The 26,581-nt window shown below is 63.1% G+C and carries 26 protein-coding genes; 9 read left to right on the top strand and 17 right to left on the bottom strand.

Translation table 11 applies throughout. The features are described 5' to 3' along the window. Positions 1–133 precede the first annotated feature (133 nt). From GM656_RS07515 to GM656_RS07505, 3 genes are read right to left on the bottom strand one after another with little or no spacing between them, the layout of a single operon-like run. Complete coding sequence (locus GM656_RS07515) at positions 134–1,681, bottom strand: SLC13 family permease (protein WP_162413219.1); 1,548 nt, start codon at positions 1,679–1,681, stop codon at positions 134–136. 52 nt (positions 1,682–1,733) lie between these two features. Next, a complete protein-coding gene (locus GM656_RS07510) occupies positions 1,734–1,985 on the bottom strand; it encodes a helix-turn-helix domain-containing protein (RefSeq protein ID WP_162413044.1) in 252 nt (83 codons plus the stop codon). A gap of 46 nt (positions 1,986–2,031) precedes the next feature. After that, a complete protein-coding gene (locus GM656_RS07505) occupies positions 2,032–3,012 on the bottom strand; it encodes a class I SAM-dependent methyltransferase (RefSeq protein WP_162413043.1) in 981 nt (326 codons plus the stop codon). A 75-nt stretch (positions 3,013–3,087) separates the two neighbouring features. On the opposite strand from GM656_RS07505, the gene dph5 reads away from it, so the two are divergent. Continuing rightward, positions 3,088–3,867, top strand: coding sequence for a diphthine synthase (dph5, locus tag GM656_RS07500; protein ID WP_162413042.1), 780 nt, complete (start codon positions 3,088–3,090; stop codon positions 3,865–3,867). 23 nt (positions 3,868–3,890) lie between these two features. Here dph5 and artA read toward each other — a convergent pair whose 3' ends face one another. After that, complete coding sequence (artA, locus tag GM656_RS07495; protein WP_162413041.1) at positions 3,891–4,892, bottom strand: archaeosortase A; 1,002 nt, start codon at positions 4,890–4,892, stop codon at positions 3,891–3,893. A gap of 148 nt (positions 4,893–5,040) precedes the next feature. Continuing rightward, positions 5,041–7,755, bottom strand: a complete 2,715-nt coding sequence (locus GM656_RS07490) for a DUF7282 domain-containing protein (protein WP_162413040.1) — start codon at positions 7,753–7,755, stop codon at positions 5,041–5,043. A gap of 403 nt (positions 7,756–8,158) precedes the next feature. Between GM656_RS07490 and GM656_RS07485 the strand changes: the two genes are divergently transcribed. After that, entirely contained in the window at positions 8,159–8,806 is a 648-nt protein-coding gene (locus GM656_RS07485) for a hypothetical protein (protein WP_162413039.1), read from the top strand. 79 nt (positions 8,807–8,885) lie between these two features. Here the strand turns inward: GM656_RS07485 and GM656_RS07480 are convergent, their stop codons facing one another. From GM656_RS07480 to GM656_RS07465, 4 genes are all read right to left on the bottom strand, one after another. After that, a complete protein-coding gene (locus tag GM656_RS07480) occupies positions 8,886–11,648 on the bottom strand; it encodes a DUF7282 domain-containing protein (protein ID WP_162413038.1) in 2,763 nt (920 codons plus the stop codon). 388 nt (positions 11,649–12,036) lie between these two features. Continuing rightward, positions 12,037–12,789, bottom strand: coding sequence for a VOC family protein (locus GM656_RS07475; protein ID WP_162413037.1), 753 nt, complete (start codon positions 12,787–12,789; stop codon positions 12,037–12,039). 72 nt (positions 12,790–12,861) lie between these two features. Beyond that, a complete protein-coding gene (locus GM656_RS07470; protein WP_162413036.1) occupies positions 12,862–13,302 on the bottom strand; it encodes a TIGR04206 family protein in 441 nt (146 codons plus the stop codon). A gap of 78 nt (positions 13,303–13,380) precedes the next feature. Next, positions 13,381–14,490: an OBG GTPase family GTP-binding protein gene (locus tag GM656_RS07465; RefSeq protein WP_162413035.1), complete on the bottom strand. Its 1,110-nt coding sequence runs from the start codon at positions 14,488–14,490 to the stop codon at positions 13,381–13,383. 149 nt (positions 14,491–14,639) lie between these two features. On the opposite strand from GM656_RS07465, the gene GM656_RS07460 reads away from it, so the two are divergent. The 5 genes from GM656_RS07460 to rpl12p all read left to right on the top strand — a co-directional run bounded on the left by GM656_RS07460 (position 14,640) and on the right by rpl12p (position 17,743). After that, positions 14,640–14,840, top strand: coding sequence for a VNG_1110C family protein (locus GM656_RS07460; protein WP_162413034.1), 201 nt, complete (start codon positions 14,640–14,642; stop codon positions 14,838–14,840). Between the two features lie 113 nt (positions 14,841–14,953). After that, the gene (locus tag GM656_RS07455) at positions 14,954–15,442 is read left to right on the top strand and encodes a 50S ribosomal protein L11 (RefSeq protein ID WP_162413033.1); all 489 of its coding nucleotides are present in this window, start codon (positions 14,954–14,956) and stop codon (positions 15,440–15,442) included. A gap of 248 nt (positions 15,443–15,690) precedes the next feature. After that, the gene (locus GM656_RS07450) at positions 15,691–16,329 is read left to right on the top strand and encodes a 50S ribosomal protein L1 (protein WP_162413032.1); all 639 of its coding nucleotides are present in this window, start codon (positions 15,691–15,693) and stop codon (positions 16,327–16,329) included. 1 nt (position 16,330) lies between these two features. Further along, the gene (locus tag GM656_RS07445; RefSeq protein ID WP_162413031.1) at positions 16,331–17,377 is read left to right on the top strand and encodes a 50S ribosomal protein L10; all 1,047 of its coding nucleotides are present in this window, start codon (positions 16,331–16,333) and stop codon (positions 17,375–17,377) included. Positions 17,378–17,395: 18 nt separating this feature from the next. After that, positions 17,396–17,743: a 50S ribosomal protein P1 gene (gene rpl12p, locus GM656_RS07440; protein ID WP_162413030.1), complete on the top strand. Its 348-nt coding sequence runs from the start codon at positions 17,396–17,398 to the stop codon at positions 17,741–17,743. Between the two features lie 167 nt (positions 17,744–17,910). Here rpl12p and GM656_RS07435 read toward each other — a convergent pair whose 3' ends face one another. The 4 genes from GM656_RS07435 to GM656_RS07420 form a co-directional block, all read right to left on the bottom strand. Then, positions 17,911–21,633, bottom strand: a complete 3,723-nt coding sequence (locus GM656_RS07435) for a DUF7289 family protein (protein ID WP_338401348.1) — start codon at positions 21,631–21,633, stop codon at positions 17,911–17,913. Between the two features lie 569 nt (positions 21,634–22,202). Next, a complete protein-coding gene (locus GM656_RS07430) occupies positions 22,203–23,213 on the bottom strand; it encodes a tyrosine-type recombinase/integrase (RefSeq protein WP_162413028.1) in 1,011 nt (336 codons plus the stop codon). Next, on the bottom strand, positions 23,206–23,529 hold the full coding sequence (locus GM656_RS07425) for a hypothetical protein (protein WP_162413027.1): 324 nt from the start codon (positions 23,527–23,529) through the stop codon (positions 23,206–23,208). Before GM656_RS07425 ends, GM656_RS07430 begins: the two co-directional genes overlap by 8 nt. 83 nt (positions 23,530–23,612) lie before the next feature. After that, entirely contained in the window at positions 23,613–23,780 is a 168-nt protein-coding gene (locus tag GM656_RS07420; RefSeq protein ID WP_162413026.1) for a CopG family transcriptional regulator, read from the bottom strand. A 185-nt stretch (positions 23,781–23,965) separates the two neighbouring features. On the opposite strand from GM656_RS07420, the gene GM656_RS07415 reads away from it, so the two are divergent. Both GM656_RS07415 and GM656_RS07410 read left to right on the top strand, forming a co-directional pair. Beyond that, the gene (locus GM656_RS07415; RefSeq protein WP_241692721.1) at positions 23,966–24,262 is read left to right on the top strand and encodes a MarR family transcriptional regulator; all 297 of its coding nucleotides are present in this window, start codon (positions 23,966–23,968) and stop codon (positions 24,260–24,262) included. 27 nt (positions 24,263–24,289) lie between these two features. Beyond that, positions 24,290–24,610 (top strand): hypothetical protein, encoded by a 321-nt coding sequence (locus GM656_RS07410; protein ID WP_162413024.1) that lies wholly within the window; start codon positions 24,290–24,292, stop codon positions 24,608–24,610. Positions 24,611–24,835: 225 nt separating this feature from the next. Here GM656_RS07410 and GM656_RS07405 read toward each other — a convergent pair whose 3' ends face one another. The 4 genes from GM656_RS07405 to GM656_RS07390 all read right to left on the bottom strand — a co-directional run bounded on the left by GM656_RS07405 (position 24,836) and on the right by GM656_RS07390 (position 26,518). Beyond that, a complete protein-coding gene (locus GM656_RS07405; protein WP_162413023.1) occupies positions 24,836–25,237 on the bottom strand; it encodes a type II toxin-antitoxin system VapC family toxin in 402 nt (133 codons plus the stop codon). Next, on the bottom strand, positions 25,234–25,455 hold the full coding sequence (locus tag GM656_RS07400) for a DUF7557 family protein (protein ID WP_162413022.1): 222 nt from the start codon (positions 25,453–25,455) through the stop codon (positions 25,234–25,236). The genes GM656_RS07405 and GM656_RS07400 overlap by 4 nt, the downstream gene beginning before the upstream one ends. A 51-nt stretch (positions 25,456–25,506) precedes the next feature. Then, complete coding sequence (locus GM656_RS07395) at positions 25,507–26,163, bottom strand: site-specific integrase (protein WP_162413021.1); 657 nt, start codon at positions 26,161–26,163, stop codon at positions 25,507–25,509. Between the two features lie 121 nt (positions 26,164–26,284). Then, the gene (locus GM656_RS07390) at positions 26,285–26,518 is read right to left on the bottom strand and encodes a hypothetical protein (protein ID WP_162413020.1); all 234 of its coding nucleotides are present in this window, start codon (positions 26,516–26,518) and stop codon (positions 26,285–26,287) included. Positions 26,519–26,581: the final 63 nt, after the last annotated feature.

Below are 26,581 nucleotides of genomic sequence, written 5' to 3'. Positions count from 1 at the left end.
CGTGTATCAGTGATACACGGCCTATACTGACCGTTGTGATTTATCCTATTAAATGTTAAGGATAGTTGTTCGTGATGGTTTCTCGGCTGTCACGTGCGGCGAAACCGACACCGGGTACCGTATTAGCGAATCGCTACCACAGGACGTGCGGCCAGAACAGCGAGAAGGAGACGACGACGAGCACCGTCAGGACGAGGGTCATCAGGACGTTCAACACGATTCCCGCCCGGATCATGTCCCGCTGATCGAGGTGTCCGCTCCCGAAGACGATGGCGTTCGGCGGCGTGGCGACGGGCAGCGCGAAGGCGAAACTCGCCGCGATCGCGCCGGTGATCGCCAGCGTGACGGCCGCGTGCACCGGGTCGACGCCGAGGGTCCCGGCGAGGACGCTCCCGAGACTGATGAGGACCGGCGCGAGGATCGTCGTGGTCGCCGTGTTGGAAGACAGTTCCGTCACGAGGACCGTGAAGACGATCACCGCGAGGACGACGAGCGCGAGCGGCGCGTTGACGACGGCGTCGAAGACCGAGCGGGCCAGCCACTGGGTCGCGTCGGTCTCGGCCAGCGCGTCCGCGAGCGAGAGGCCGCCGCCGAACAGGACGATGGTCCCCCAGTCGATGTCGATCAGGTTCTCCCAGTCGTCGGCCCCCGAGAGCACCAGGGCGGGGATGGCGAGCAGGCCGACGACGACGAAGTAGAGGATTCCGCGATGGCCTTCCAACCCGAACACGCTCGGCCCCGTACCGCCGAACAGCGTCACGAACACCGGTCCCGGGAGGACGCCCTCGAACAGGAAGCCGAGGCCGCCGAGCATCCACAGGACGGCCGTCGCGGCGAAGATGTACGCCGCGCGGCGACCGCTTCGTGAGAGCGCACCCTCCTCCTCTAAGTACTTGCTGGCCTGGGCCTGCGCGTCGCTCACGTCCTCGACCTCCGGCGGGTACAGCCAGAACGTCAGGACGTACCAGGTGAGCGGGAGCGTCAGCACGACGATGGGCAGGCCGACGACGAGCCACTGCGCGAAGGATATCTCGACGCCGGCGAGGCGGTCGAGGAAGGCCACGGCGACCACGTTCGGCGGCGTGCCGATCAGCGTCCCGACGCCGCCGACGCTCGCCGCGTAGGCCGTTCCGAGGAGAGTCGCGATCCGCATGTTCGACGCCTCGCCGTCGGGGATCTCTCGGCCGACGACCTCGGCGAGGACGCCCAGCGCGACCGGCGTCATCATCGCCGTCGTCGCCGTGTTCGACACCCACATCGAGAGGAACGCCGTCGCGACCATGATCGCGAGGATGAGCAGTCGCGGCGAGCGCCCCATCCAGCCGATGAGGTACAGGGCGATACGCCGGTCGATGTTGTGGGTCTGGAGCGCCTCGGCGAGCATGAACCCCGCGACGAACAGGTAGATGAGCGGGTCCGCAAAGCCCGACAACGCCGGTTCCATCGTGTCGTAGATGCCGAAGACGGTCAGCGCGACCGGGATGAGAAGCGCCGTCACCGACAGCGGGAGCGCGTTCGTCACCCACAGGATCGCCGCCAGCGCCATCGTCGCGAGCGCGTACTGGGCCGCCACGTCGAGTCGCGCAGGCGTCGGCGCTGCGGCGATGGCCCCCGTCACGACGAGCGCGAGTACGATCGACGCCGCCGTCCGCCGCGGCGTCGCCCGCCCGGACCACGTCACGGTCGTCCCCTCCACCGTCGTTCCGTTCCCTCGTCTCGTTGGTCGGTCATAGCTAGAAGTTCGACACCAGGACGCAGACCTGTTCGTCCGTCAGTTCAGAGTGATACAGGTCGAACAGCACGTCGAGTCGCTCCTGAGAGAGACTCCGGTTGTTGTTCTCAAGCATGGAGATGTGAGCCTGCATGATGTCGTCGATCTCGACCTCGACCTCTCGCTGGCCGTACCCCGCGGCGACCCGCAGTAGTCGCCACGCCATCGGCGAGATGTCGTGGACGTCTATCTCGTCTACCTCGCTCACACCCATCTGCCACTACGTTCCATCATCGGAGCAATGTACATAATTGTTCGTCTTATTCTGTCAAACGAACGTCCAGAACGACGTTGTGCTCGTGCGGTGCGTACGACCGAACGACGTGTCGTGTCTCGACCGTCACGTCGTACTCGGGTTCGGCGGCCGCCCGGATAGCGCGCTCGCCCGGACCGAACGGGTCGTCCTCGTGCTGGATGTCGTAGTAGTGAAGCACGCACTCCGCGCCGGCCAGTCGGACGGCGGTATCGAGGAACTCGTCGGCGCTGTGCGGGAGATTCATCACGAGTCGGTCGGCCCACCCCTCGTAGTCGTCTGCGACTTCGCGCACGTCGCCGCAGATGCCCGTCACCCGGTCCGCGACGCCGTTCCGTTCGGCATTCTCCCGCAGGTACTCGATCGCCGTCTCGTTGATGTCGGTCCCGACGCAGGTCGCCCCGCGCTTGGCGAAGGGGACGACGAACGGGCCGACGCCGGCGAACATATCGAAGGCCCGCTCGTCCTCGGCGACCTGCTCGACGACGCGGTGTCGCTCGGTCGCCAGGCGCGGCGAGAAGTACACTTCGGTGAGGTCCAGCGCGAACTCGCAGCCGTACTCCCGGTGGACGACCTCCGTGCTCTCGCCGGCCAGCACGTCCCACTCGCGGACCCGCTGTTCGCCTTTGACCTTCGACGCCCGGTTCAACACCGTCCGCACCGGCAGGTCCGACGCCACGATGGCGTCGGCGATCTCCCTCGCCCGCTCGGCATCGTCCTCGTCGACGATCACCACGTCGCCGATGCGTTCGTAGCTCGGGTCGGATCCGAGTTCGTCTGCCGGCATCGTCTGGCCCTCGCGGACCGGTGGGTCGAACTCCACCACGTCGAGGTCGGCCGGCACCGCAGAAGGGTCGGTCACCGGCACGTACAGATTGCCGTCCGCCGCCGTGATGTCATAGCCGTCGTCGACGAGGTCGGCCGCCGCGAGCCGGCTCCGCGTCGCCTCGCCGTCCTCTCGCGGCACGCGAACGCAGGGAACGCCCATACTACTCCTCCCCGACCGCGGGCGGTAAGCCTGACGCTTCGCGCCCTTTATGCCCGGCGCTACCCCACTGCCGGTATGCTCACCTTCGTCGGGCTCGGGCTCTACGACGACCGCTCCGTCACGGTCGCCGGTCGCGACGCCATCCGCGACGCCGACCGCGTGTTCGCGGAGTTCTACACGAGCCGGCTGGTCGGAACTGATCTCGAAACGCTCGAATCGACGCTCGACACGACCATCGAGGTCCGCGACCGCGCGGGCATCGAACAGGACCCTGAACCGATCCTCTCGGCCGCAGCGGACCGGAACGTGGTCTTCTGCACCGCCGGGGACACGATGGTCTCGACGACGCACGCCGACCTCCGGCTTCGCGCCGAGAACCGCGGCATCGAGACGCGCATCGTCCACGGGACGACCGCCCAGACGGCCGCCGGCTCGCTGACCGGCCTGCAGAACTACCGCTTCGGGAAGGCCACGACGCTCCCCTTCGAGGACGCCCACGGCGGCGACGGCGTCCCCGACAGCGTCGTCGCGACCATCGAAGACAACCGCGACCGCGACCTCCACACCCTCGTCTACCTCGACATCAAGGTGGACGACCCCCACTGGGACGACAGCGACGACACGTACATGACGGCAGACGCCGCGGCGTCCCTCCTCTCGGAGCCGTTCCCCGACACGCTCGGCGTCGTCGTCGCCAGGGCCGGCAGCCCGGACCCGCTGGTCGCCGCCGACACGCTGGAGGACCTCGCCACGCGGACCTTCGGCGACCCGCTCCACTTACTGGTCGTTCCGGGCTCGCTTCACCCGCTCGAACGCGACGCGCTGACGGCGTTCGCCGGCGCACCGATCGAGTGAACCGCGACGGCGTTCTCGCACCCTCAGTCGTCGCCGGGCGTCGGCGTCCCAGCGTCCGTCTCGTCGGCCTCGAACGTCGCCCCGAGGTCGTACTCCGTCCCGGTCACCAGGTACAGCAAGTCTTCGACGATCACCGCTAGCTCGGGGAGTTCGCGCATGAGTACCCACGTGAGCGCGACGAGCACGACAACGGACCCGGTCTGGGCGAGGATGCGGTCCACGATGTAGTACGACACCAGCCGCGGATCGCTGATGCCGAACAGCGTCATGATCGTCCCCTCGAAGAACTGCGCTTTCTGGAGCCCGAACGCCAGACCGATGACGACGTTCCGGAACAGGTTCAGGACGTAGATGACGCCGACCGTCACCGCCAGCGTGCGGAGTTTGCGTCGCCACGGCGCGTCGACCGCGAGGATGCCGCCGGCGAAGATGGAGATGCTCCCGATGCCCGTACAGGCGAGGATGATCGTGTAGGTGATCGGCCTGCCGTCGCCGTCGAACCAGAACGTGTTCTCGTAGGGATACTGTTTCCCCGTGATCTCGATCCCGTTGTGCGACAGCCCGTTGACCACGAGCGGGTCGTGGCCGACGAGCGTCATCAGGAATGCCACCTGGTCGGTGACCGACTCGATGATCGCCTGCCTGAGAGGCGCAATCGTCAGGAACGGCACGTAGATCAGCCCCATGACGCCGATCGCACGCGTCAGAACGAGCAGCGATTCGCGCCCGTGCCAGAGCAGGTAGCCGGCGTACAGCGACAGCGGGACCGCCGCGACGCTCCCGAGCCCTTCGATGACGCTCTTCTGTATCAGGATGAAGTGCGGCGCGAGAACGAGCCAGTACGCACCGAACAGGACCCAGCCCGCGGTGGCGACGGGGCGGGCGAGCCGGTCGTCGTACAGAGCGGCTAGCGAGCTCCCGAGGAACGCCGCGAGAACGAGCCACATCAGCGGCTCCGAGACGGCGACCGGCTCGAACGACAGCCCCGCCACGTCGACGCCCGCCTGCAGCACCGTCTCGCTCATTTGCTGTACGTTAGCCAAACCGTCCTATATGTTTTGTCGTTGCGCCCGTGTGCGGCCTCAGTACCAGACCGCAGCGGTCGGTACAGCAACCGCTACCGGCGTCGCGCGCGAAGAAAAATCGGATGTTCAGGGACTGGAGCGCTTCCAGTTAGTTGTCGCGTCGGACGGCCAGGAGCGCCGCAGCGATGAGCGCGATGAGCGCGATGGCGGCCGTGAAGCCGGGACCTTCGGAGGCCGTCGTGCCTTCGTCGGTCGGCTCGTCGGTCGGCTCCATCGTGGGCTCAGAGGTCGGCTCCTCCGTCGGTTCGGAGGTCGGCTCCTCGGTCGGCTCTTCCGTCGGCTCCTCGGTCGTCTCGCCACCAACGGTGACGTTGGCGGACTGCGTCACGGCGGAGCCGTTCGCAGTGTACGGACCGTCAGCGCCGGGGAAGTCGTAGGCCTCGTTGCCGTTCGTGTCGAGGTGCGGCATCGCGACGGCCGTGAAGTCGCCGTCCTGGGGCGTGTCGAGAGTCACCGTGATGTCCTCGTGGCTGCCTGCCTCGAGGTACTCGGAGTTCCCGATCACGTCGCCGGAGGCGTTCCCGACGTGGATCGCGATGAAGCCACCGTCGGACAACTGTGCGCTGTCGACGACGACTTCGCTACCGTCGGATTCCTGGTCGCTGATGCTCACCGTCGCGGTGGCAGCAGCGGTAAGCTGACCGTCTTCCTCGTCGCCGAGGTCGTCACCGTCGACGTCGAGCACCTGCGCCGTGAAGTTCGTTCCGGCGGAGTACTCGCTCATGTCAGCCGCGGCACTGAACGTGCCGTTCGGCGTGACGGTCGCCTCGGGGCGGAGGATGAACGGGTTCGCTTCGCTCTCGGAGTCGAGGCGGACCTCGATCTCCGAGCCGGGCGCGACGGAGGTCGTGCCGGTGACAGGCTGGTCAGCAGCAGCCTGCAGGGTCACGAGACCGTTGGCCGTGTTGATGGACGCGTCTCGCTCGACGAGCGTGTAGTCGTCTTCGACGCCGTCGTTGTCGTCAGCGATAGCGCTGATTTCGGAGACGGTGAAGTTGGCCGTGATCTGGTCGTCTTCGTTGTCCTCGCGGACCACGGTATCGCTCTCGTACTGGTTGACGTTGTCCAGTTCGACAGCGATGAAGTACGTGTTGTTGTCAGGGTCGTCGACAACCGTCACGTTGTTCGAGGTGAGGACCATGGAGTCCTCGTCGGCGTTCGCGCCGACGTTCGTCCGGTTGACCGTGAAGTTGATCGGGTTACCGGGGTTGGACGAGCGGAGGAACGCCTGCGTGACGTCGGACGAGCCGTTGACCTCTTCCTCGTAGGCGAGCGTACCTTCGACACCGGAAGCGACGACCTGGTGGACGACGATGTCGCCGTCAGCGATGTCGTTGGCCTGGGTCAGGTTCGCGCCGATGCGGTCGTAGATGTCGATGTCCTCGTCCGTGAGGTCAGCGTCCTGCGGGGCGACCCAGCTGCGGACGCTCTCGGTCGAGCGCTCGCTCAGGCGGAGCGTCCCGACGTTGTCCGGGCTACCGCTCTTGCTGGTGCCCGCAGTCACGTTCATGTTGTAGCTGGACGCGTCGACCGTCTCTTCGTTGAGGGTCGTACGGCTGAACGTACCGTGCTCGGTGACACCGCTGATGTCGTCGTCACCGGGGACGGAGAGAACGTCGTTCGCGTTGATGCCGGCGATGCCGGACGTACCAGCCAGGTAGCTGTTGAACTGGACGGTGACTTCACCGTCGTCGTCGTCGTCAGTGATCTGACCGGAGATCGCGTAGTTGTCGTCGTCCTCGTCACCGATGAAGATGTAGCCGTCGTCGGTGTTGTCGAGCTGGACCGTCACGTTGACCACGTCACCGCGCTGGTCGGAGACGACGCTCTCGTCGAAGCTCGCTTCACCGTCTTCGGCCTCGGTGACGTTGATCTGGTCAGAGGACACCGTGACGCCGGTCTGGTTGTCGGTCACGTTGACCGTGTACGGAGCGTCGTCGGCGGTGTGGTTGCTGAAGTCGAACTGGACGACGTCGTTACCCTTGAGGTTCTTGACGATCGACTTGACCTTCTCGCCGTCCTCGTCGAACAGCGTCGCGTTGGCCGGCTGGCCACCGCGCTTGACCGTGACGTTGGCGATGATGGCGTCCTCGTCAGTGACGTCGTTGTCGTCCATCTCGACGTCGAGACCGAGGTCGCTGACCTTGAAGCCAGCTTCCTGGTCGCCGTCGGTGGTGATGTTGTAGCGCTGACCGGTGTCGAGGTCACTGGTGTCCACGACGTAGACCTGGCTGTTCGCCGTGAAGGTGTCGTCAGCGACGACGCTACCGCCGTCTTCCTCGAGGAGGACACTCGTGCTGGAGCCAGCAGAGGTGTCCTCGATGGCGATGGACTCGCCGCGGTACACGTTCGTGTACGAGCGGGATTCCGAGTTACCCAGCGCGTCAGGGGTGAACGTCCGCGAGGTTACGTCGATGTCCTTCGCCGTGACGGAGCCGCTACCGATGTCGGTGAGCTTGACCGTCAGGTTACGGTTCGGCGTGACGTCCTCGGTAAGGTCGATTTCGACGCGGCCGTTGGTACCGTCTGCGTCGACGTTGTTGAACAGCGTACCGGAGACCTCGTTACCGTCGAGGTAAATCTCGAGTTCGCCGTTGCCGTCGAGACCATTCGCAACAGATTGGTTGAGTGCCAGTTCGATTGTACTTCCGCCACTGTTGGCGGAGTACTCCACTGCCTGCTCGACGCTCACGTTACTCGCGGCGGCTGCGCCACCGGAGAACGCGACGGTGCCGGCGAATACCGAAAACACCATCAGCGCCGTGAGGAACAGACTGCGGAGCTTCTCGTTAGTTCCTGTCATAGTTTGTGTTGTGTTGCTATCGGGCGACACCAGCAGTTTTCCGCGTGGTCGGAACGCGGTCACCGCGACCACGCGTAGACCGAACCGGCGTACTCACTTCTGGCGTCATGGGTAGGGGTATCCACACATTCCCCGAAGTGAGGTAAATGCTTTGTGGAACAAATGTGGTAAGTAAAACACAAATATGACAATCAAAAATTCAGTCTGGATGAAGTTATTCGTATCCTGTCTTGACAAGCCTTCGGTGAAACGAACTTCAGGATTGTCTTCTGTCGGGGTTAGAGTGGCGCTGCTCTACCGACGATTCAATTGCGGCCGGTAACTGGAGACACGTGCTGCAAAGCATCACCGAGTGATAAGTAAACGATATCTAAATATTGCATAAAGCATGTTCATTCAGGTAATGACGGGGACATACGAGCAACTGCAACAGTGCCCGCAGACGGGCATCTCTCGTTCGGATCTGAATTTCGAGGAGCGATCCGAAGTGCGGGCGATTCAGGTCAAGGGAACGAGCGGTCTCTCGCAGACGAACAATCCCGGGAAGTTCACCGACGTGTTCTACCTCGACGGCGAGGAGAAAGCGGCCGCGGAAACGTTTGCAGCAGAGAACGCGGCCCTTCTGGAACAACTCGACCTGTCCGCTCGAAACGTGCTGCAGACGAGCCTCGCACGCGAGCTGTACGACCTGATTCTCGACGCCTCCGGTCGCCGCGATATCGAGAGGTATCCGACCGTCGTCGTAGAGACGCACGAGGACGGGACGCAGTGGGTGATCAACCGCGACCGGTACGAGACGCGGGTCGACCGGCGATACACGACGAGCGAAACCGGGAGTGCACGCATCCCCGGGGAAACGTCACTCCACGACATCTACGAGTCACTCGGCGACACGATCACCGAGGCGAACCTCCGGAACACGACGATCGCAGGTGACGTTCGGCAGGTACTGGATTACTACCGCGTCTCGTCGACGTTCGAGTGCGTTCCGGTCACGACCGACGACCAGCAATTGGCCGTTCGCAAGCGAACCCAGGCCACGCAGTCCTGACCGGGGTGGATTTCGAGGCTGTCGCTACCGGTGTAGCGCGCGAAAAAAAGCGGATGTTCAGGGACTGGAGCGCTTCCAGTTAGTTGTCGCGTCGGACAGCCAGGAGCGCCGCGGCGACGAGCGCGATGAGCGCGATGGCGGCCGTGAAGCCGGGACCTTCGGAGGCCGTCGTACCGGTCTCGTCAGTCGGCTCGTCGGTACCTGCCATCGTGGTCGGCTCTGCAGTCGGGCCTTCGGTCGGCGTCGGCTCGTCGGTCGGCGTCGGGCCTTCAGTCGGCGTCTCGCCACCAGTGACAGTGACGTTCGCGGACTCGACTACGGCGGAGCCGTTGGACGTGTACGGACCGTCCGTCGAACCGCCGTCGAAGTCGTAGGCCTGGTTGTCGTTGGTGTCGAGGTGCGGCATCGCGACGGCCGTGAAGTCGCCGTCCTGGGGCGTGTCGAGGGTCACCGTGATGTCCTCGTGGCTGCCTGCCTCGAGGTACTCGGAGTTCCCGATCACGTCGCCAGTGGCGTTCCCGGCGTGGATCGCGATGAAGCCGCCCTGGGACAGCTGCGCGCTGTCGACGACGACTTCGCTACCGTCGGATTCCTGGTCGCTGATGCTCACCGTCGCGGTCGGTGCGGACGTGATCCGTCCGTCCTCCTCGTCGCCGAGTTCGTCACCGTCGACGTCGAGCACCTGCGCCGTGAAGTTCGTTCCGGCGGAGTAGTCGCTCATGTCCGCCATGGCGGTGAACGTCCCGTTCGGCGAGACGGTCGCCTCGGGGCGGGTGATGAACGGATTCGCATCGCTCTCGGAGTCGAGGCGGACCTCGATCTCCGAGCCGGGCGCGATCGTCGTCGTGCCCGAGACGGGCTGATCCGCGGCGGCCTGGACGGTCACGAGACCGTTGGCCGTGTTGAGGGACGCGTCACGGTCCGTGATCGTGTAGTCGTCTTCGACGCCTTCGCTGTCATCGCTCAGACCGGTGTCCTTGGACACCGTGAAGTTAGCGGTGATCTGGTCGTCTTCGTCGTCCTCGCGGACCACAGTGCCGCTCTCGTACTGGTTGACGTTGTCCAGTTCGACGGCGACGAAGTACGTGTTGTTGTCGGGGTCGTCGACGACGGTCACGTTGTTCGAGGTGAGGACGATCGGGTCCTCGTCAGCGTTCGCGCCCACGTTCGTGCGGTTGACCGTGAGGTTGAATACGTCGTTCTCGCCGGCGTCACCGCCGGTCGAGCGGAGGAACGCCTGCGTGACGTCGGACGAACCGTTGACGTCTTCCTCGTAGGCGAGCGGACCTTCGACACCGGAGGCGACGATCTGGTGGACGACGATGTCGCCGTCGGCGATGTCGTTGGCCTGCGTCAGGTTCGCGCCGACGCGGTCGTAGATGTCGATGTCCTCGTCCTCGAGGTCGGCGTCCTGCGGGGCGACCCAGCTACGGAGGCTCTCGGTCGAGCGCTCCTCGAGTCGGAGCGTCCCGACGGAGTCGGGATTGTCGTCCGAGCTGGTACCCGCGGTCGCGTTCATGTTGTAGCTGGACGCGTCGAGCGTCTCCTCGTCGAGCGTCGCTCGCTCGAAGTCTCCGTACTCGTTGACGTTCTCGATGTCGTCGTCGCCGGCGACGGAGAGGACGTCGTTCGCGTTGATACCGCCGACGTTAGCGGACGTGCCAGCCAGGTAGCTGTTGAACTGGACGGTGACTTCGCCGTCGTCGTCGTCGTCAGTGATCTGGCCGGAGATTGCGTAGTTGTCGTCGTCCTCGTCACCGATAACGATGAAGCCGTCGTCGGTGTTCGAGAGTTCGTACGTGATGTTGACCACGTCACCACGTTCGTCGGAGACGACGCTGTCCTCGAAGCTCACTTCTCCGTCCTGGGCTTCGGAGACGTTGATCTGCTCGGACGTCGCCGTGACGCCGGTCTGGTTGTCCGTCACGTTGACGTAGTACGGACCGTCGTTGGCGTCGAAGCCGTCGGCGTCGCTGATGTTACCGAAGTTGAACTGGGTAACGTCGTTACCCTTGAGGTTCTTGACGATGGAATCGACCTTCTCACCGTCGTCGGAGAACAGCGTCGCGTTGGCCGGCTGGCCACCGCGGCGGATCGTCGCGTTAGCGATGATGTCGTCCTCGTCGGTGACGTCGTTGTCGTCCATCTCGACGTCCAGGTTGAGGTCGCTGACACGGAAGCCGGCCTCGTCGGAGCCGTCGACCGTGATGTTGTAGTTCTGGCCGGTGTCGAGGTCGTCCGTATTGAAGACGTAGACCTCGCTGTTGTCGCTGTAGCTGTCGTCAGCGACGATGGACCCGCCGTCCTCTTCGATCTCGACGCTGGGGTTGTTCGTCGCGTCGGGGTCCTCGATGGCGATGACCTCACCGCGGTACACGTTCGTGTACGAGCGGTCGGAGCCAGATGGCGTGAACGTTCGCGAGGTCACGTCGATGTCCTTCGCGACGAGCGTGGACGTCTGACCACCGTTGGTCACGTCGACCCGGACCGTCAGGTTCCGGTTCGGCTGGACGTCTTCCCCGATGCCGATGGCGATCCGACCGTTCGTCGCGTCGGATCCGTCGCTATCGGGGTCGATGTTCGTCGAGTAGCCGCTCGGGTTCTGGTTGCCGTCGATGAAGATATCGACGTCACCGCTGGTGACAGCGGTGTCGGTACTATCGTTCAGCGCCACTTCGATCGTGTTGGTACCGCCATTGGCGGTATACTCCGTTGCCTGATTGATACCCACGTTTGCGGCGGCGGCTGCGCCACCGGAGAACGCGACGGTGCCGGCGAATACCGAAAACACCATCAGCGCCGTGAGGAACAGGCTGCGGAGTTTGTCGTTAGTTCCTGTCATAGTTTGTGTTGTGTTGCTATCGGGCGACACCAGCAGTTTTCCACGTGGTCGGAACGCAGTCACCGCGAGCGCGCATAGACCGGACCGGTGTACTCACTTCTGGCGCCATGGGTAGGGGTACAATCAAAACCACTGCTGTCAATTATAAATGTTTTGTGGTCACGACGAGTGTATGACACTATATTGCATGCCGAAGAATTGGCAATAGCGCCGGTGAAACTCCCACATAAGGGCTTTGTGGCTCTTTTCAGACGCGTGTCATTCACCCGTCTGACAGCGGGGGTTTAGGTACGGAACCGACTGGTTCTCGGCAGAAGTGGACCCACGTCATTCTACAACCGCAGTGACAGGTAGTGCGGCGGCCGCCGCGGGACGGAGTGTGACAGCCCTAGTTGGTGACGATCTCGATCTCGCGCCCGTCGGGGTCCTTGGTGAACGCGTAGCGGTCGTCGCAGCTCTCGGGATCGCGGTAGTCCTCCGCGTGGCGGTCCATCAGTGTCTCCCAAGTGTCGTGGAGATCGTCGGTCCGGACGGCGAGGTGCCCCCACGCGTCGCCGAGTTCGTACGATCGGCCGTCGTAGTTGTACGTGAGCTCGACGGACATCGCCTCGTCGGGCGCGTCCGCCGGCTTGAGGAAGTACAGCGCGAAGTCGTCGTGTTCCGAGCGGCGGAACAGCTCGTAGTCGAGTTTGCGAGCGTACCAGCCGATGGCTCGTTCGGCGTCTTCGACGCGGATCATCGTGTGGTCGAGCGACCACTTCGCGCCGTGGTCTCGCTCGACGATCTCGATCTCGTGGCCGTCGGGGTCAGTGACGAAGGCGTAGGAGCCGCCACAGGAGTCGGGGTCACGGTAGTCCTCGACGCCCGCCTCCATCAGCTCATCGTAGGCGTCGTACACGTCGTCGGTCCGGACGGCGATGTGCCCCCAAGCATCACCCATCGTGTAGGACCGGCCGTCGTGGTTGTACGTGAGTTCGAGGAGCGCGCCCTCGTCGTGGGCGTCCGCCGGACCGAGGAAGACGTTCGTGAACGTATCAGCCTCCCAGCGTCCCTTCTCCTCGTAGTCGAAGTGTGTCTGGTACCAGTCGAGCGAGGCGTCGAGATCCTCGACGCGCATCATTGTATGATCGAGCGACAACATACGACGCACTATCGGGCGAGCGAGCGAAAAGGGTACCGCCACAGGCGGAAGCGACCGGCTTCGGCGTGCGTATCAGTCGGCCGTCCCGCCGTCGCGGAGTGCGGGCCAGTAGTACCACCACACCACCGCCAACAGGACGACCGTCCCCACTGGGACTGCCACGGAACCGAGCCGTCTGTTGAAACCCAGCGCGACGGTGACCTGCGAGAGCCCGGCGGCCGTGAGCGCGAAGGCGGTGAGGCGGCGGTCCTCGCGCCAGACGACTCCGGCGACGGCGCTCGTCAGACCGAGCAGATACAGCAGGACGCCGGTCCCCCAGGCTTCGAGGAAGCGTGGCAGGCCCTCGGTGAACCGGACGAAGTAGTCGTAAACGGTGACGAGCGCGAGCGGGTCCGTGTTGACGAGCCCGAACGAGAACACCAGCGTCAGGTCGCGTCCGACCAGCAGTACCGTCCACGGGACGAGGCCCGCGACGACGACGGCACCGAGACGGCGGCGTGGCGCGTGGTTCATACGCGGAGTCGGAGACGGCCGGAGATAGTAGCTGTTCTTTCCGCACGTGCGTGCGACGGGAAATCCGTCGACATGCGCTCAGCGGTTCGCGACGATCCGGAGCACGTCCTCGTCGGCGAGTTCGTGGTCCCGTCCCACCTGCTGTTCGTCGTGCTTGGCGCTCGGGCCGGTGACGCGTGCGAAGCGAAACCGCTCGTCGAAGCTTCCGCCGAGCTTCTCGCAGGCGTCGTCGACGGTGTCGCCCTCGCGGAGGATCAGCGGTTCCTCGTAGTCGACGCCCCGGCCCGGCTTGTCCATGTAGATGCGGATGAGGCCGAGTTCATCCCAGATCCGCTCGGTGAGGCTGTCCAGCCCCTTCTCCTCCTCGGCGCTGATGAAGATGGCCTCGTCGGGGTCGATATCGCGCTCTTCCAGTTCGCTCTCGACCGTCGGGAGGTAGTCCGGTTCGATGAGGTCGGCTTTGTTGACGGCGACGAGCGAAGGGAGGTACACGCGGTTGTCCATCACGCCGTCGACCAGTTGGTCGATGTCGACGTCCGCACCGACGGTCACGTCGGCGTTGACGTAACCGTGTTCGCGCAGGACCGCCTTGATCGTCTCCTCGTCGAGCGACACGTCGGAGGCCGTGTTGACGGAAATCCCGTCTTTTCCTTTCTTGCGGATGTTCACCCACGGCGGTTCCTGGTCGAGTCGGATCTTGTTCTCGTACAGTTCCTTCCGGAGCCGGTCGTACTGGTCGATTTCGAAGACGGAGACGAGGAAGACGATGAGGTCTGCAGTCCGGACGACCGAGAGGACTTCTTTGCCGCCGCCGCGGCCGCCGGCCGCGCCCTCGATGAGCCCGGGCACGTCGAGGATCTGGATGTTCGCCCCTTTGTGCTTGAGCATCCCGGGATACACGTCGAGCGTGGTGAACTCGTAGGCCCCCGTTTCGGACTCGGCGTTGGTCAGCGCGTTGAGCAGCGTCGACTTGCCGACGCTCGGGAACCCGACGAGGGCGACGGTCGCGTCGCCGTGCTTCTCGACGCCGTAGCCACCGCCGCCGCCGGAGGAGGCCTGCTGTTCGAGCTTCTCCTTTTTTTCAGCGAGCTTGGACTTCAGCCGACCGATATGCGCCTCTGTCGACTTGTTGTAGGGCGTGTTGGCGATTTCTTCTTCGAGTTCCTGTATCTCCTCTTCGAGCCCCATTAGGTGTATGTCGGCCGCCCGTGCCGAATAAGGCTTTCCTCCCCGGACGGGATGCGGTCCGTCCGGACGGTGAGCTGTCGACCGGAAACGATTGCCGACACTCACATAATTCGACACACCTATAGGGTATCCTCCGTCACGTGTCGACAATGGGTGCCGCCGACAGGTTCCGCGACAGTACGCAGATCCTCCTGCCAGCCGGGGCGCTGGAGGGGGTCCGCGAGGAACTGGAGCGGCAGTTCACCGTGACGGTGCACCGCGAAGGCGACCGCGTCCGCGTCATCGGATCTCCGATCGAAATCAAGGACGCGAGTGACTTCCTCGCGATGAACGGCGTCACCGTCGCCTGACGCGGCCCGAGCCCTACCACAGCCCTCACTGCTCGGAGTTCGAGCGTGTGTGCCCCTCACGCAGCCGTCTGCGAAACGCAATCCTTTAAACCGCCGCGGCGATTTGCCCATACATGGCTGGAACTATCGAAGTCCTCGTTCCCGGTGGACAGGCCAACCCCGGTCCGCCGCTCGGTCCGGAACTCGGCCCGACACCCGTGGACGTGCAGGCAGTCGTACAGGAGATCAACGACCAGACGGCCGCGTTCGACGGCACCGAGGTCCCGGTCACTGTCGACTACGACGACGACGGCTCGTTCAGCATCGACGTCGGTGTCCCGCCGACGGCCGAGCTCATCAAGGACGAGGCCGGCTTCGAGACCGGAAGCGGCGAACCCCAGGAGAACTTCGTCGCCGACCTCACGGTCGAACAGGTCAAGCAGATCGCCGAGCAGAAGCACCCCGACCTGCTCGCCTACGACCTGAAAAACGCCGCGAAGGAAGTCGTCGGCACCTGCACCTCGCTGGGCGTCACCATCGAGGGCGAGAACCCCCGCGAGTTCAAAGAGCGCATCGACGCCGGCGAGTACGACGACGAGTTCGCCGCCGAAGCCTCGGCGTAGTCCGAGCCGCTTCGAACGCGACCGTCAGCAGCGCGAGTTTTTCGCGGCCCGACCGGCGAGTCACGGCTGTGGCCCGCCGGAATCTCATCGTTTTGTGACTGCCCCTGAGACGCGGAAACACGGTCGTGAGACGCCCTGGGGCTGGTTCGACGGGTTTAAGTGTCGCATTAGCGTTGTGCCGGACGAGACAGGCATCCGCCTGTTTCACTGACCCGTAGAAGCCATACGGCGCACTACGGAGGTGAACAATGGCAGATCAGGAAATAGAGAACGCAGTCTCGCGCGCACTCGAGGACGCACCCGAGCGGAACTTCCGCGAAACGGTGGACCTCGCAGTGAACCTGCGCGACTTAGATCTTAACGACCCGTCGAACCGTGTCGACGAGTCCGTCGTGCTTCCTGCTGGCACCGGTCAGGAGACCACCATTGTGGTCTTCGCCGAGGGCGAAACCGCCCTTCGTGCCGAGGAAGTCGCAGACGACGTACTCGACGAGGACGAACTCGAGGAACTCGGTGGCGACGACGACGCCGCCAAGGACCTGGCCGACTCCACTGACTTCTTCATCGCGGAGAAGGACATGATGCAGGACATCGGTCGGTACCTCGGGACCGTCCTCGGTCCCCGCGGGAAGATGCCGGAACCGCTCGACCCCGACGACGACGTCGTCGAGGTCATCGAACGCATGAAAAACACCGTGCAGCTCCGCAGCGGGGAACGACGAACGTTCCACACGCGGGTCGGCGCAGAGGACATGTCCGCCGAGGACATCGCGGACAACATCGACGTCATCCTCCGCCGGCTGCACGCGGACCTCGAGAAGGGCCCGCTGAACATCGACACCGTCTACGTCAAGACGACGATGGGCCCGGCCATGGAGGTGGCGTGATATGAGCGCCGAGTCCGAACGCAAGACCGAGACCATCCCCGAGTGGAAACAGGAAGAGGTCGACTCGATCGTCGAGATGATCGAGTCCTACGAGAGCGTCGGCGTCGTCAACATCGCCGGCATCCCCTCGCGACAGCTCCAGGACATGCGCCGTGACCTGCACGGCACCGCGGAGCTTCGCGTCTCCCGGAACACGCTCCTGAAGCGCGCGCTCGACGAAGTCGACGACGGTCTGGAAGACCTCAACGGCTTCGTCACCGGGCAGGTCGGCCTCATCGGCACGAACGACAACCCGTTCTCGCTGTTCCAGGAGCTCGAGGCCTCCAAGACGCCGGCCCCCATCAGCGCCGGCGAGGTGGCCCCGAACGAGATCGTCATCCCGGAAGGCGACACGGGCGTCGACCCCGGTCCGTTCGTCGGTGAACTCCAGAGCGTCGGCGCGGACGCACGCATCCAGGAGGGGTCCATTCAGGTGCTCTCGGACTCCGTCGTGCTGGACGCTGGCGAGGAGGTCTCACAGGACCTCTCGAACGTCCTCAGCGAACTGGGTATCGAACCGAAGGAGGTCGGGCTCGACCTCCGCGCCGTCTTCGCCGACGGCGTCCTGTTCGAACCCGAGGAGCTCGAACTCGACATCGACGAGTACGAGCGCGACATCAAGGCGGCCGCCGGTCGGGCGTTCAACCTCTCGGTCAACGCCGAGTACCCGACCGCGACGACCGTCAAGACGATGCTGCAGTCGGCCCGTGGCGACGCCAAGAGCCTCGCGCTCCAGGCCGCTATCGAAGACCCCGAGGTCGTCCCCGACCTCGTGAGCAAAGCCGACGCGCAGCTGCGTGCACTGGCCGCCGAAATCGACGACGACGAGGCGCTCCCCGAGGAGCTCCAGGGCGTCGAGACCGCGGCCGCGACAGAGGAATCGACTGACGAACAAGACGACGACACCGCATCCGAGGACGACGCCGACGAGTCGGCGGCCGACGACGACGAGGCCGACGACGACGATGACGACGAAGACGCCGGCGACGCGCTCGGAGCGATGTTCTAACAACTCACACAGATACCAATGGAATACGTATACGCCGCACTCATCCTGAACGAAGCTGACGAAGAGATCAACGAAGACAACCTGACCGACGTGCTCGAAGCCGCCGGCGTCGACGTCGAGGAGTCCCGCGTCAAGGCCCTCGTCGCCGCCCTCGAGGACGTCGACATCGAGGAGGCCGTCGAGCAGGCCGCCGCGGCTCCCGTTCCCGCCAGCGGTGGCGCGGCCGCGCCCGCCGAGGGCGACGCCGACGACGAGGCCGACGAGGCCGACGAGGCCGAGGAAGCGGAAGCCGACGACGACGGCGACGACGACGATGACGAGGACGACGAGGCCAGCGGCGAGGGCCTCGGCGAACTCTTCGGCTAAGTCACCGGTCTATCGAATCAGTCTTTCTTTGCGCTCGACCGCCCAGCGACAGCGCCGTCTCTCACCCGCTCGTGCACTGACGGACACGCGAGCGGTGTCGCGTCCTCGAAGAGAGGGGAGTCTCAGCCAAGAAAGGAGCGCCCTCGGGGAAGAAGAGAGTGGAGCGATTACTCGCCCAGCGTCACCGAGTCCGAGTCGACCGAGATGGGAGCGTTGTCGCCGGATGCCCCCGTCTCGTCGAGTTCCTTGAGGAACAATTCACCGGACGCCGCGTCGTCGACCGGCTCGCCGGTCGTCTCGTTGTACACCGTCACCTCGTAGGTGTAGTACCCCGGATCGAGGCCGACGTCGTAGCCCGCCCACGCCGGATACTCGGACACCCCGGTCAGGTCGCCGCTTCCGGCGGTGACGTTTTTCGACGCCGCGAACACCGTCTCGCCGTCACTCTCGTTCTTGACCGTGAGGTTCACGGTTCGCTCGTCGCCGATCGTGCCCCTGTTGACGACCTCGACGGTCATCCGACTGGCGCCCCCGCGACGCTCGATTAACTCCGAGGTGTTGTAGGTCTGCGCGCCGATGTTGATCGACTGGGTGTCGGCCACCGCGACGTCCGAGCGGCCGACGAAGAACGACTGGCCGGGCGAGGTGGAGTTCGACGTCTCGGCGCGGACGGTGTAGTTCCCGCGGTCGGTCGGCAGGTCGAGCGTGAACTGGCGCGTGTCGCCGGGTGCAAGGATCGTCGACATCGTCACCGAGTCGACCGTGGTGAACGACGGGCTGCCATCGTCGTCGTTTTTCGCCTTCAGGACGACCGTGTCGGTCCCCGCCTCGTCGCCGACGTTGGTGACGTTGACGGTCGCGGCCGCGGTGTCGTCGCTGTCGATCGCACCGGGGACCCGGACCGAGTCGACCTGCATGAACTGTTCGTCCAGTTCGCCGACGTAGACGTTCCCGCTCCATCGCTCGTCGGATCCGGCCACGGTCACGTTGTACCCGTACGAGTTTTCGGGGATCTTGCTGTCGGTGTCGAGTTCGAACGTGACCTCTTCGGTCTCGTTAGCCTCGATTTCGATCGATTCGCTTCCGGCTTCCGATCCGTCGAACGTGGTTTCGACCGTCGCCGTCCCGTCCTGGCCGCCGACGTTCTTGACCTCGGCCGTCACCACGGCGTCGGTGGTCTCGTCGACGCGTGCCGGCGCATCAACGTCGATGATCCGGTACTTCGGCCCCGTTCGAACGTCTCTCTCGATGGCGTTGACCGTGAACAGCACTACGGCGTCGTTGTAGTCGGGGTCGCCCTCGCGACTCGCGTCCTCCGGGTCGGCGTTCGGTGTCGAGAGCTCGTACAGGAACGCTCGCTCGCCGTCGGCCAGGCGGAGGTGCCCCGTGTCGTCGACGCGGCTCCCGAGCGTGTCCTGAATGTCGCGCTGATACCACTGAGCCTGTTCGAACGCCGGGAGCGCCTCGCCGTCGCCGAGGATCACCAGATTCTCGCTGTTCTGGGTCTGGCTGACCTCGATTCGCTCGCCGCCCCAGTCGTCGCAGTACATGGTCTCGTAGCCCGCGAGCCAGATGGTCGGGTCGGTCTCACGGTGTCCCGAGCAGTAGTAGGATTGTGCGAAGACGGAGATCTCCGTCCCGGGCTCGAACGAGGCGGAGTACGTGTACGGGTTCTCGTGGTCGCTGGAGACGAGTCGCTGTTCGGCGTGGGGCCCGTTGACATCGCCGTTTTCGTAGTCACGCCAGAGGCCGATCGTCTCCGTCCCGGACTCGTCGCGGACGTAGAGCGACATCTGTACGGGCGCGTGAATGATACGCGATTGCCAGAACCCCTCGAGGTCAGCGCCCTTGAGCGCGACGGACGCGTTGACCGACTGCTCGATGGTGATCGTCGAGCCGTTCCCCTCGATCAGCGACTCCGGCTGGACGTTCATCGTCAGCCGCCGCGACCGGTTCGCCGTCGAGAACGTCAGTGGATACTTCCCAGGCTCGTCAGGCGCGGTGACCGTCCGGTTCAGCGTGACGCTCTCGCCCGGATCTAACTCTTCGGTCTCCGAGATCACGGTCGTTCCGTTGCGCTCGATGCGGAGCGTCTGCTCGCCTTCTGTCCCACCGGTGTTCCTGACGGTGAAAGTGGTCGTCGTCTGATTGCCCGGCCGAACCGGGTTCTTCACGTCGGCCGCCGTGATCTCGAACAGCGGCGGCGGTGACGCGCCGACGACGAACGACCCCGACTCCGTCCGGTCGGGCGTCTCGACGACGTAGCGGTAGTGTGTCGGCGACGAGACGGTTATCGGACCGCTCGTGACCGAGACCGTCCCGGACTCGGCCCCGCTCTGCGTGCCGTCGAGGTCCAGCGTCGTCGTCTGGGTCGCGATCACGGTTCCAGTCGAAGCGTTCTCGATGCGGACCTCAACCGGCGACGCCTTCCGGATGTCACCGGTGTTCTCGATCGTCGCGTCGACCGTCGCCGTGTCGCCGCTCTGGAGGCCGCCCGGCGGCGCAACGGACGTTATCTCGAATACCCCCACTCGTCCGACCACGAAGTAGTGCCCGTCGTCGCTGTGCTGGATGTAACTGCTGTCGTTCGTCACCACGGTGAGGTTGTACGTCCCGTTCTCGCCCGTCGGAAGCGACGGCCCGAAGTCGAGTGTCCGGTTGTCGTTCGGGTGGACGGTCACGGACCGCGTCGCGTTCAGCGACCCGTTGACGAGGAATTCGACTCGCTGGGTCGCCGTCATCGCGCCGGTGTTGTTCACCGTCACCGACGCCGACGGGACCTGATTCAGCCGCGCGCTCGCCGGCATCGTGTTGTCGGTGATCGCAAGGTTCGGCGACCCGCCCGGCGACGTGTAGACGACCGTTACGTTCTCCGCGTCGGCGCTCGTCGAGACGCTGAAATTGTGCGGAGCGTTGACGGTCACCGGCAACGTTGCGTTGACATCGACCGTGTCACCGCCACCGAGCGTGACGGATCGGTTCACCGACGACGACCCTGACCGATTGTGAGCCAGCGTCACGTTCTGCGTGTCGCGCAGGCCACCGACGTTCGTCACGGTCGCCGAGACGTTCGCGCCGGGGCCCGCGTCGTTGGGAGTCACGGAGAGATTCTCGACTTCGTACCGGGAATCCGAGACGTCGCCGAGCGCGAATCGGATCCGAACCGTGTCGCCGGGTTCGACGGCCTTCGGCGTCACGGTGACGTACTTCTCGTCGTACGTGTCGCGCGCCCAGTCTGCCCACGCGCGTGCGTACGTACTGTTGCCTACGGTCAAGGTCGCATTCTGGATGTGGGACGGGACACACGACTGCGACGGCGACGTGACTGCACCGCTCCGCGCCTGCTCGTAGGTCGCGTCCGTGAACATCGCCATCTTCAGTGCGGCCTCGTGGGACCGCTTGTTCGTCGCGTTCGATCGGACCGTCACCGACTCACCGCCGATATGTCGGCCGGAGATGTTTGCGAACGAGAGCGACAGCGACCCGTTGTCGTAGGTCACCGCCGGCGGCGCGGACATCGTCGCTCCGGACTCCGTCTGTCGCCACACGCCGCCCCCCTCGTAGCCGACTCGCTTGCCGTCTCGCTGGTACTCGATCGTGTGGAGAGAGCGGTTCCCGGTAGAACACGACGGCGACCCGTTCAGGGTCAGATTGTACGTCGCGTTCGCCCGTACACCGACATCCGACCGGACCCGGTTCGGAACGACGACCGATTCGTCCGTCTCCGATCGCTGGAAGCTGTTGTCGACGGACAGCATCACTTCTTCAGCGATCTCGACGTTCGCCTCGTTGTTCACGTCCCCAAGCGTCTGTTGACCCACCTGAACGATCAGAAACGCGCCGATCACCACCACGCTGGCAAGTAGCACGACTCCGAGGACGTGCGACACACCACGGTCTGTTTCCCCCTGTTTACCCCACGCTGACATATACATATACATGCCAACTGTTGCACAAAAAAGTATTGCTTTACTGTGTGTAAACTATCATATTTTCCATCGAAAGCGTCTCTCCGGCGGAAATCGTGACACACACCGCTCTTCTCTATCGTGCCCTGTGCCGGTCCGCTTAGCCACAATGTGCCGGCTGTGCTCAGAGAGGCGCACTCGCTCCCGTCCGATCGGCCCGATTTGACTCGGCGCGGTCTTATGTGCCGAGTCGACCGCCCCTGAATCGTCTCTCACATCGACTAACGCGACGATACTCTCCCGGTCGTCGCCACAGATGACTGCGGCGGGTACATCCGCTTTCCGGATGAACTCTATTTCTACGGGGAGGTTCCGAAGAACCCGATTCCGTCGATACAGAGAAAAAGCGACGCTCTCGCGTTGTTTTAGTTTCCCCGCGTATGGCGGTAAAATACGGATGGACTCGCCGGGGTACGGGCATTTCGACCGACCGGCACTCCGTCGGTTCGTTGGTTCGTTCGCTCGCTCTCGTGGTGGGTGCGTTGGTGGCGTCATATGTCCTCCAGTAGGTCGCGCCGCAGCTCCATGCGCTCTCGCTCAGTGCGTCGGTCGTAGTGCTGTTCCAGCACGTCCCGCGAAACGTTACTCCGGTCGCCCACAACCTCCTCGGGCGTCCCCTGTCGAAGCATCCGGGTGAGTGCCCCGCGCCGAATCCCGTGAGGCGAGTGCGAACTCGGGCACTCGCTGGCCTGTCTCACCAACATGTAGTCGCAGGTCTTCGGGTCCTCATCGTGGGGACACTCGCCCACCATGCAGGGGCGGGTCCACTTGTAGACCGTCATGCGGATAGACGACTCGGCGAGTCGCCCCTGTTTCGAGGAAATCAGCGGCTCGCGGCCGTGAGAGTCCTCGGACGGAATCCGGTTGTGCTCGATGTAGTCGCCGAGAATACGGGCGTAGCCCTCGCCGAGAGCGATGACACGCTCGGCTGCCGTCCGGTTCTTCAGCGGCGTCCCGGTCTCCGGTCGGTGGCGAACTCGAAGGCACGGGGTATCGAGGTCGACATCGTCGACATCGAGCGCCCGGAGCGTTCCGAGACGCATCCCCGTGTGCCACAGAATCGCCATGACGACGTGGTCCCGACTGGCGTACTCGAAGCGGTTCAGGTGCTCAAGTATCTTCTCCGCCCGACCGGTTTCGAGCTTCACGTCTTTCGCCTGTTCCTCCTTGTCCACCTCCGGCAGCACGACCTTCTCCCGAATCCCCTGCTCCACACCGTCGATGGACGCACAGAACTCCAAGAACACCCGTAACGTGGCGAGATTCGTCCGTAGAGTCATCGTCGTGATGTCCTGCTTACTCCGCCACGTTCGGAACCTGTGGAGATCGCGCCCAGTCAGGTTGTTCAGGTTCTCGATCCCGCGCTCCTCGCAGAACTCAAGGAACACGTCGAGGCGGTACCGATGGTTGTGCAGGGACTTCTCGCTCAGTTCCGGCTCGCGGTGGCTGAGGTACATCTCCACCGCGTCGAAGGGTGTGAGCGGTTCCAGATCGTTAGTCATCCGCGACCACGGCCATACCGGCCGACTCGTCGGCACTCGCCTGCTCGCGGCGCTCGTCGTCCGCGACGCGGACCTTCAGGCCCTCCGGGTCAGATCGGCTCCCGTAGGTTTCCGTCCGCACCTCGCGGATCGCCGCGACCTTGTGGGGCGGAAGTTTCACACGGTGGCCCTCCCACTCCGTGACACGCACCCAGCCGCTCTGGAGTGTCTGGTAGTCAGCGACGTAGACCGGTCCCTGCTTACGAACCTGCACGAGAGCCGGCGTGTAGCGCGGGTTCTGGGGCAGGTTTTCGGGGTCGACACGGTCCCCGTTCATGGACCGCCCTCCACGTCGTCGTCACGCTTTTCCTGACCGGCGTCCTCGTCTGATTCGGGGGCCAGCACGCTACTGGACATAGTTTAGGCGGCCCCCTCATTTCGAGAATCGTCTCCGTTCTCGTCGACACAGACCACTGGCTCGTTCGGTCGGTCAAACGGAGTCCTGTGGTGGTCCCGGAGAACTTCCCGAACGTACTCAGAGTACGCGACACCGTGTTTTTCTGCCTCTTCAACTATCTTATCATCCATCCAGCGTGGTAGCGAGATGGACACGGATAGACTCTTTCGCACCATTGCGTTAGCAATCAATTAACCCTTAGCAAATATATTTTACGCAAGATGGCTAATTTGGTAAGTAACTATAGGTTTGCTATTCACAGGAATATTAGCACCTCGATTAGTTAATTATCAACATGAGATATAGCGGAGAATGGATGGTACTTCTCGATGACCGGATATTAGAGCATTTAGAAGGTGTGGAAACAACCACCGCCAAAGAACTATCAGAACAAGATTTCATCGTGCGGAGTCGACAACAGGTATCTAATCGACTGAACAAACTGGCTGAACACGGTCTTGTGAAGGATCTCGGAAACGGTGTCTACCGAATCACGGAGCGTGGGGAGAGATACTTAGCCGGCGAGATCGACACCTCCGAAAACGCACCCGATGAAGTCGAGTCGGCCGTTGATGACGGTCCCAGCGCAAGCGGAAATCACGAACAGGCGTGAATGACACCACGAAAACCCGCACCGTGGATGGTTCAGGTAGATGAGCGTGTCATGGAGTGGATACGCGAGAACGGATTTGCTTCACCGGGTATTCTCGCCCGTGAACGCGGCTTCAATGTCTCCGCTGGACACATTCGAGATCGGTGCAAGTGGCTTCAGTACGCTGGCCTACTCTCGCCCATCAGCGGAGACCTGTACGATCTCACGAGCGAGGGTATCCTGTATCTGAAAGGCGAGCTTGACGCGAGACACTGCCCAAGACCAACGCCGAGTAAGGTCTTCGAGGATCGGTACGCGACACCGCCGAACTGGATCGAGGCAGGTGTGAAGTTTAGGATTCGTCTGTAGTGTGAATATTGCCGTGAAGGTCTGATTCGTCTATTTCCTCTTTCAGTGTCTCTCGAATATATTGGTCCATCGTAATGCCCTCTGGTTTCGATTCTTCGAGTCGGTCGTACATTTCTGGCATCATCGTGAATGTCACGTGTAGCGTTTTGCTCACCATGTAGTATCTGTCAGAAACGGGTGGCAAAAAAGTATCAGTCTGCTATGTGTGACGACGGGCTCTCGGCCTTATTCCGTGTGTACAACGTCTACATCCGCGAGTTCAAGTAGCGCATCTTTGTCGAAGTCACGCTTGTTATGGGTAACAAACGTCGCACCTTCGCTGTGTGCAGTTGCGAGGTTCAGTAGATCGACAGTGTCGAGAGACTTACCTTGTGACTGGAGCCGTTCCTGTAGGTAAGCGGCTTCAAGCGCAGCGTCGTCGGAGAAGTTCAGTATCCGGTCAAAATCGGACTGCAAGCGCCGCTGTGCTTGCAACATCTCCTGTCGAGAGTCCTGGGCCTTGTACGACTCCCAAGCGACTAACGACGGGATAGTCCACTCCTCGCCGCGATACTGCTTCAGGTGGTCGATTATCTCCGAATTAGATTCGACAAGCTTGACGAGTATATCCCGGTCGAGAACAATCATTCGGTGCGCTGCTCCAGCGATTCGTTCAGTTCTTCGTGTGCTTCTTTCGTCCGCTCAGCGAAGTCGTCTCCACCAAGTTCACTAAGCGATTCAGCAATTGCTTCTACGTCTTTCTCGCTTCGACTAAGCCGGTCCAGTAGGTCGTTGAAGCTCTCATCGTCCCGCTTCAGGTCCCGCAGCCGCTCTTTCACTTCGTCGGTGACTCGGATAGTGCTCATATGTATACGTTGTGTACGTGGTGTTGGTATCTCTTTCGGTGACTGTGAGAATTAGTCCGCGGAGTGGTGTGATGTCGCTGGCATCGTACCAGGATGAACCACCTCCGCACTCTCGTCGCCGCCTTCGAGAAAGTCGACCTTGCCGCGCTCTCGTCGAATCGCCTCCGGGCTGAACTCTCCGAGATAGTGTTTTCTGAACGTATCCCAGTCCTCCCAGCCGCCGAAGGACATCACGACTGACGGGATTACGCCCTGTTCCAGTAGGTACGTTCCCCAGGTCCGGCGGAGATCGTGGACGTCGAGATACTGCCAGCCCTCGTCTCCGGTTTCCTCTTCCAGTTTGTCAGCTGCACGCCGGACCCAGCGGTAGACGGTCGACCCGGCTACGTCCAGCAGCGGCTCGTCGTCGTCCTGCTGGTACGCCAGCGTCTCCGCGATGGTGACGACTTCCTGCGGGATGGGCGGTTCTCGGTACTTGTCTCGCTTCGCGTAGCTCTCCCAGACGCGGATATGGTCGCCGGTCGGCCCGTTGACGAGGTCTTGCGGACACACCTCGATGATTTCCGACCGCCGGAGTCCGACCCGACCGGCCAGGAGGAACGCGAGCCGCTGGTGTGGTGTCTCGGCCTGCTCGATGAATCGCGTTAGTTCGTCGTCCGACAGCCACACCCGTTTCCCGTCGTCGTTGTCGTAGTCCTTCAGACGCATGCACTCGTTCCCCAGTTCTATTGCAAAACATCTAGTTTTTTCGGTCAACTCGGGGGTCAACAGGGGTCAGATCGGGGAAGATTGCACCAGAATGGGGGATTCTCGCGCAGTCCTTCGACGATCAGGTAAATCGGAATCCAATGTACGAGATTGTTCCCAAACCCATTAATCCGCCACCCAGCCCTCGGTACATGTAGATTGGATAATCATTGAATACCATAATTAAGTCAGTCATGATGTGTGTCCCAAAGACAGTATTAGCAATAGGGACTCCTACCCAAATTGCCATGCCTAATATTATCATCAGAGCATATCCAGTAATCCCAGAGATATCTGCGATTATGTTTCCAGCCATCTAAAATAACATTCTAATATTTTACCAAATAACTTGCGATGAAAGAGATGGTGTAGCATCAGA

The organism is Haloarcula salina, from assembly GCF_010119195.1.
Taxonomy (GTDB): domain Archaea; phylum Halobacteriota; class Halobacteria; order Halobacteriales; family Haloarculaceae; genus Haloarcula; species Haloarcula salina.
The sequence above is the reverse complement of the archived record's forward strand: the minus strand, read 5'-3'. Positions and strand labels throughout refer to the sequence as shown.

Excerpts from the sequence above, each read along its gene's own strand:
- GM656_RS07510 (WP_162413044.1), bottom strand. The coding sequence starts at position 1,985 with ATGGGTGTGAGCGAGGTAGACGAGATAGACGTCCACGACATCTCGCCG.
- GM656_RS07505 (WP_162413043.1), bottom strand. The coding sequence starts at position 3,012 with ATGGGCGTTCCCTGCGTTCGCGTGCCGCGAGAGGACGGCGAGGCGACG.
- dph5 (WP_162413042.1), top strand. The coding sequence starts at position 3,088 with ATGCTCACCTTCGTCGGGCTCGGGCTCTACGACGACCGCTCCGTCACG.
- artA (WP_162413041.1), bottom strand. The coding sequence starts at position 4,892 with ATGAGCGAGACGGTGCTGCAGGCGGGCGTCGACGTGGCGGGGCTGTCG.
- GM656_RS07490 (WP_162413040.1), bottom strand. The coding sequence starts at position 7,755 with ATGACAGGAACTAACGAGAAGCTCCGCAGTCTGTTCCTCACGGCGCTG.
- GM656_RS07485 (WP_162413039.1), top strand. The coding sequence starts at position 8,159 with ATGACGGGGACATACGAGCAACTGCAACAGTGCCCGCAGACGGGCATC.
- GM656_RS07480 (WP_162413038.1), bottom strand. The coding sequence starts at position 11,648 with ATGACAGGAACTAACGACAAACTCCGCAGCCTGTTCCTCACGGCGCTG.
- GM656_RS07475 (WP_162413037.1), bottom strand. The coding sequence starts at position 12,789 with ATGTTGTCGCTCGATCATACAATGATGCGCGTCGAGGATCTCGACGCC.
- GM656_RS07470 (WP_162413036.1), bottom strand. The coding sequence starts at position 13,302 with ATGAACCACGCGCCACGCCGCCGTCTCGGTGCCGTCGTCGTCGCGGGC.
- GM656_RS07465 (WP_162413035.1), bottom strand. The coding sequence starts at position 14,490 with ATGGGGCTCGAAGAGGAGATACAGGAACTCGAAGAAGAAATCGCCAAC.
- GM656_RS07460 (WP_162413034.1), top strand. The coding sequence starts at position 14,640 with ATGGGTGCCGCCGACAGGTTCCGCGACAGTACGCAGATCCTCCTGCCA.
- GM656_RS07455 (WP_162413033.1), top strand. The coding sequence starts at position 14,954 with ATGGCTGGAACTATCGAAGTCCTCGTTCCCGGTGGACAGGCCAACCCC.
- GM656_RS07450 (WP_162413032.1), top strand. The coding sequence starts at position 15,691 with ATGGCAGATCAGGAAATAGAGAACGCAGTCTCGCGCGCACTCGAGGAC.
- GM656_RS07445 (WP_162413031.1), top strand. The coding sequence starts at position 16,331 with ATGAGCGCCGAGTCCGAACGCAAGACCGAGACCATCCCCGAGTGGAAA.
- rpl12p (WP_162413030.1), top strand. The coding sequence starts at position 17,396 with ATGGAATACGTATACGCCGCACTCATCCTGAACGAAGCTGACGAAGAG.
- GM656_RS07430 (WP_162413028.1), bottom strand. The coding sequence starts at position 23,213 with ATGACTAACGATCTGGAACCGCTCACACCCTTCGACGCGGTGGAGATG.
- GM656_RS07425 (WP_162413027.1), bottom strand. The coding sequence starts at position 23,529 with ATGAACGGGGACCGTGTCGACCCCGAAAACCTGCCCCAGAACCCGCGC.
- GM656_RS07420 (WP_162413026.1), bottom strand. The coding sequence starts at position 23,780 with ATGGATGATAAGATAGTTGAAGAGGCAGAAAAACACGGTGTCGCGTAC.
- GM656_RS07415 (WP_241692721.1), top strand. The coding sequence starts at position 23,966 with ATGGTACTTCTCGATGACCGGATATTAGAGCATTTAGAAGGTGTGGAA.
- GM656_RS07410 (WP_162413024.1), top strand. The coding sequence starts at position 24,290 with ATGGTTCAGGTAGATGAGCGTGTCATGGAGTGGATACGCGAGAACGGA.
- GM656_RS07405 (WP_162413023.1), bottom strand. The coding sequence starts at position 25,237 with ATGATTGTTCTCGACCGGGATATACTCGTCAAGCTTGTCGAATCTAAT.
- GM656_RS07400 (WP_162413022.1), bottom strand. The coding sequence starts at position 25,455 with ATGAGCACTATCCGAGTCACCGACGAAGTGAAAGAGCGGCTGCGGGAC.
- GM656_RS07395 (WP_162413021.1), bottom strand. The coding sequence starts at position 26,163 with ATGCGTCTGAAGGACTACGACAACGACGACGGGAAACGGGTGTGGCTG.
- GM656_RS07390 (WP_162413020.1), bottom strand. The coding sequence starts at position 26,518 with ATGGCTGGAAACATAATCGCAGATATCTCTGGGATTACTGGATATGCT.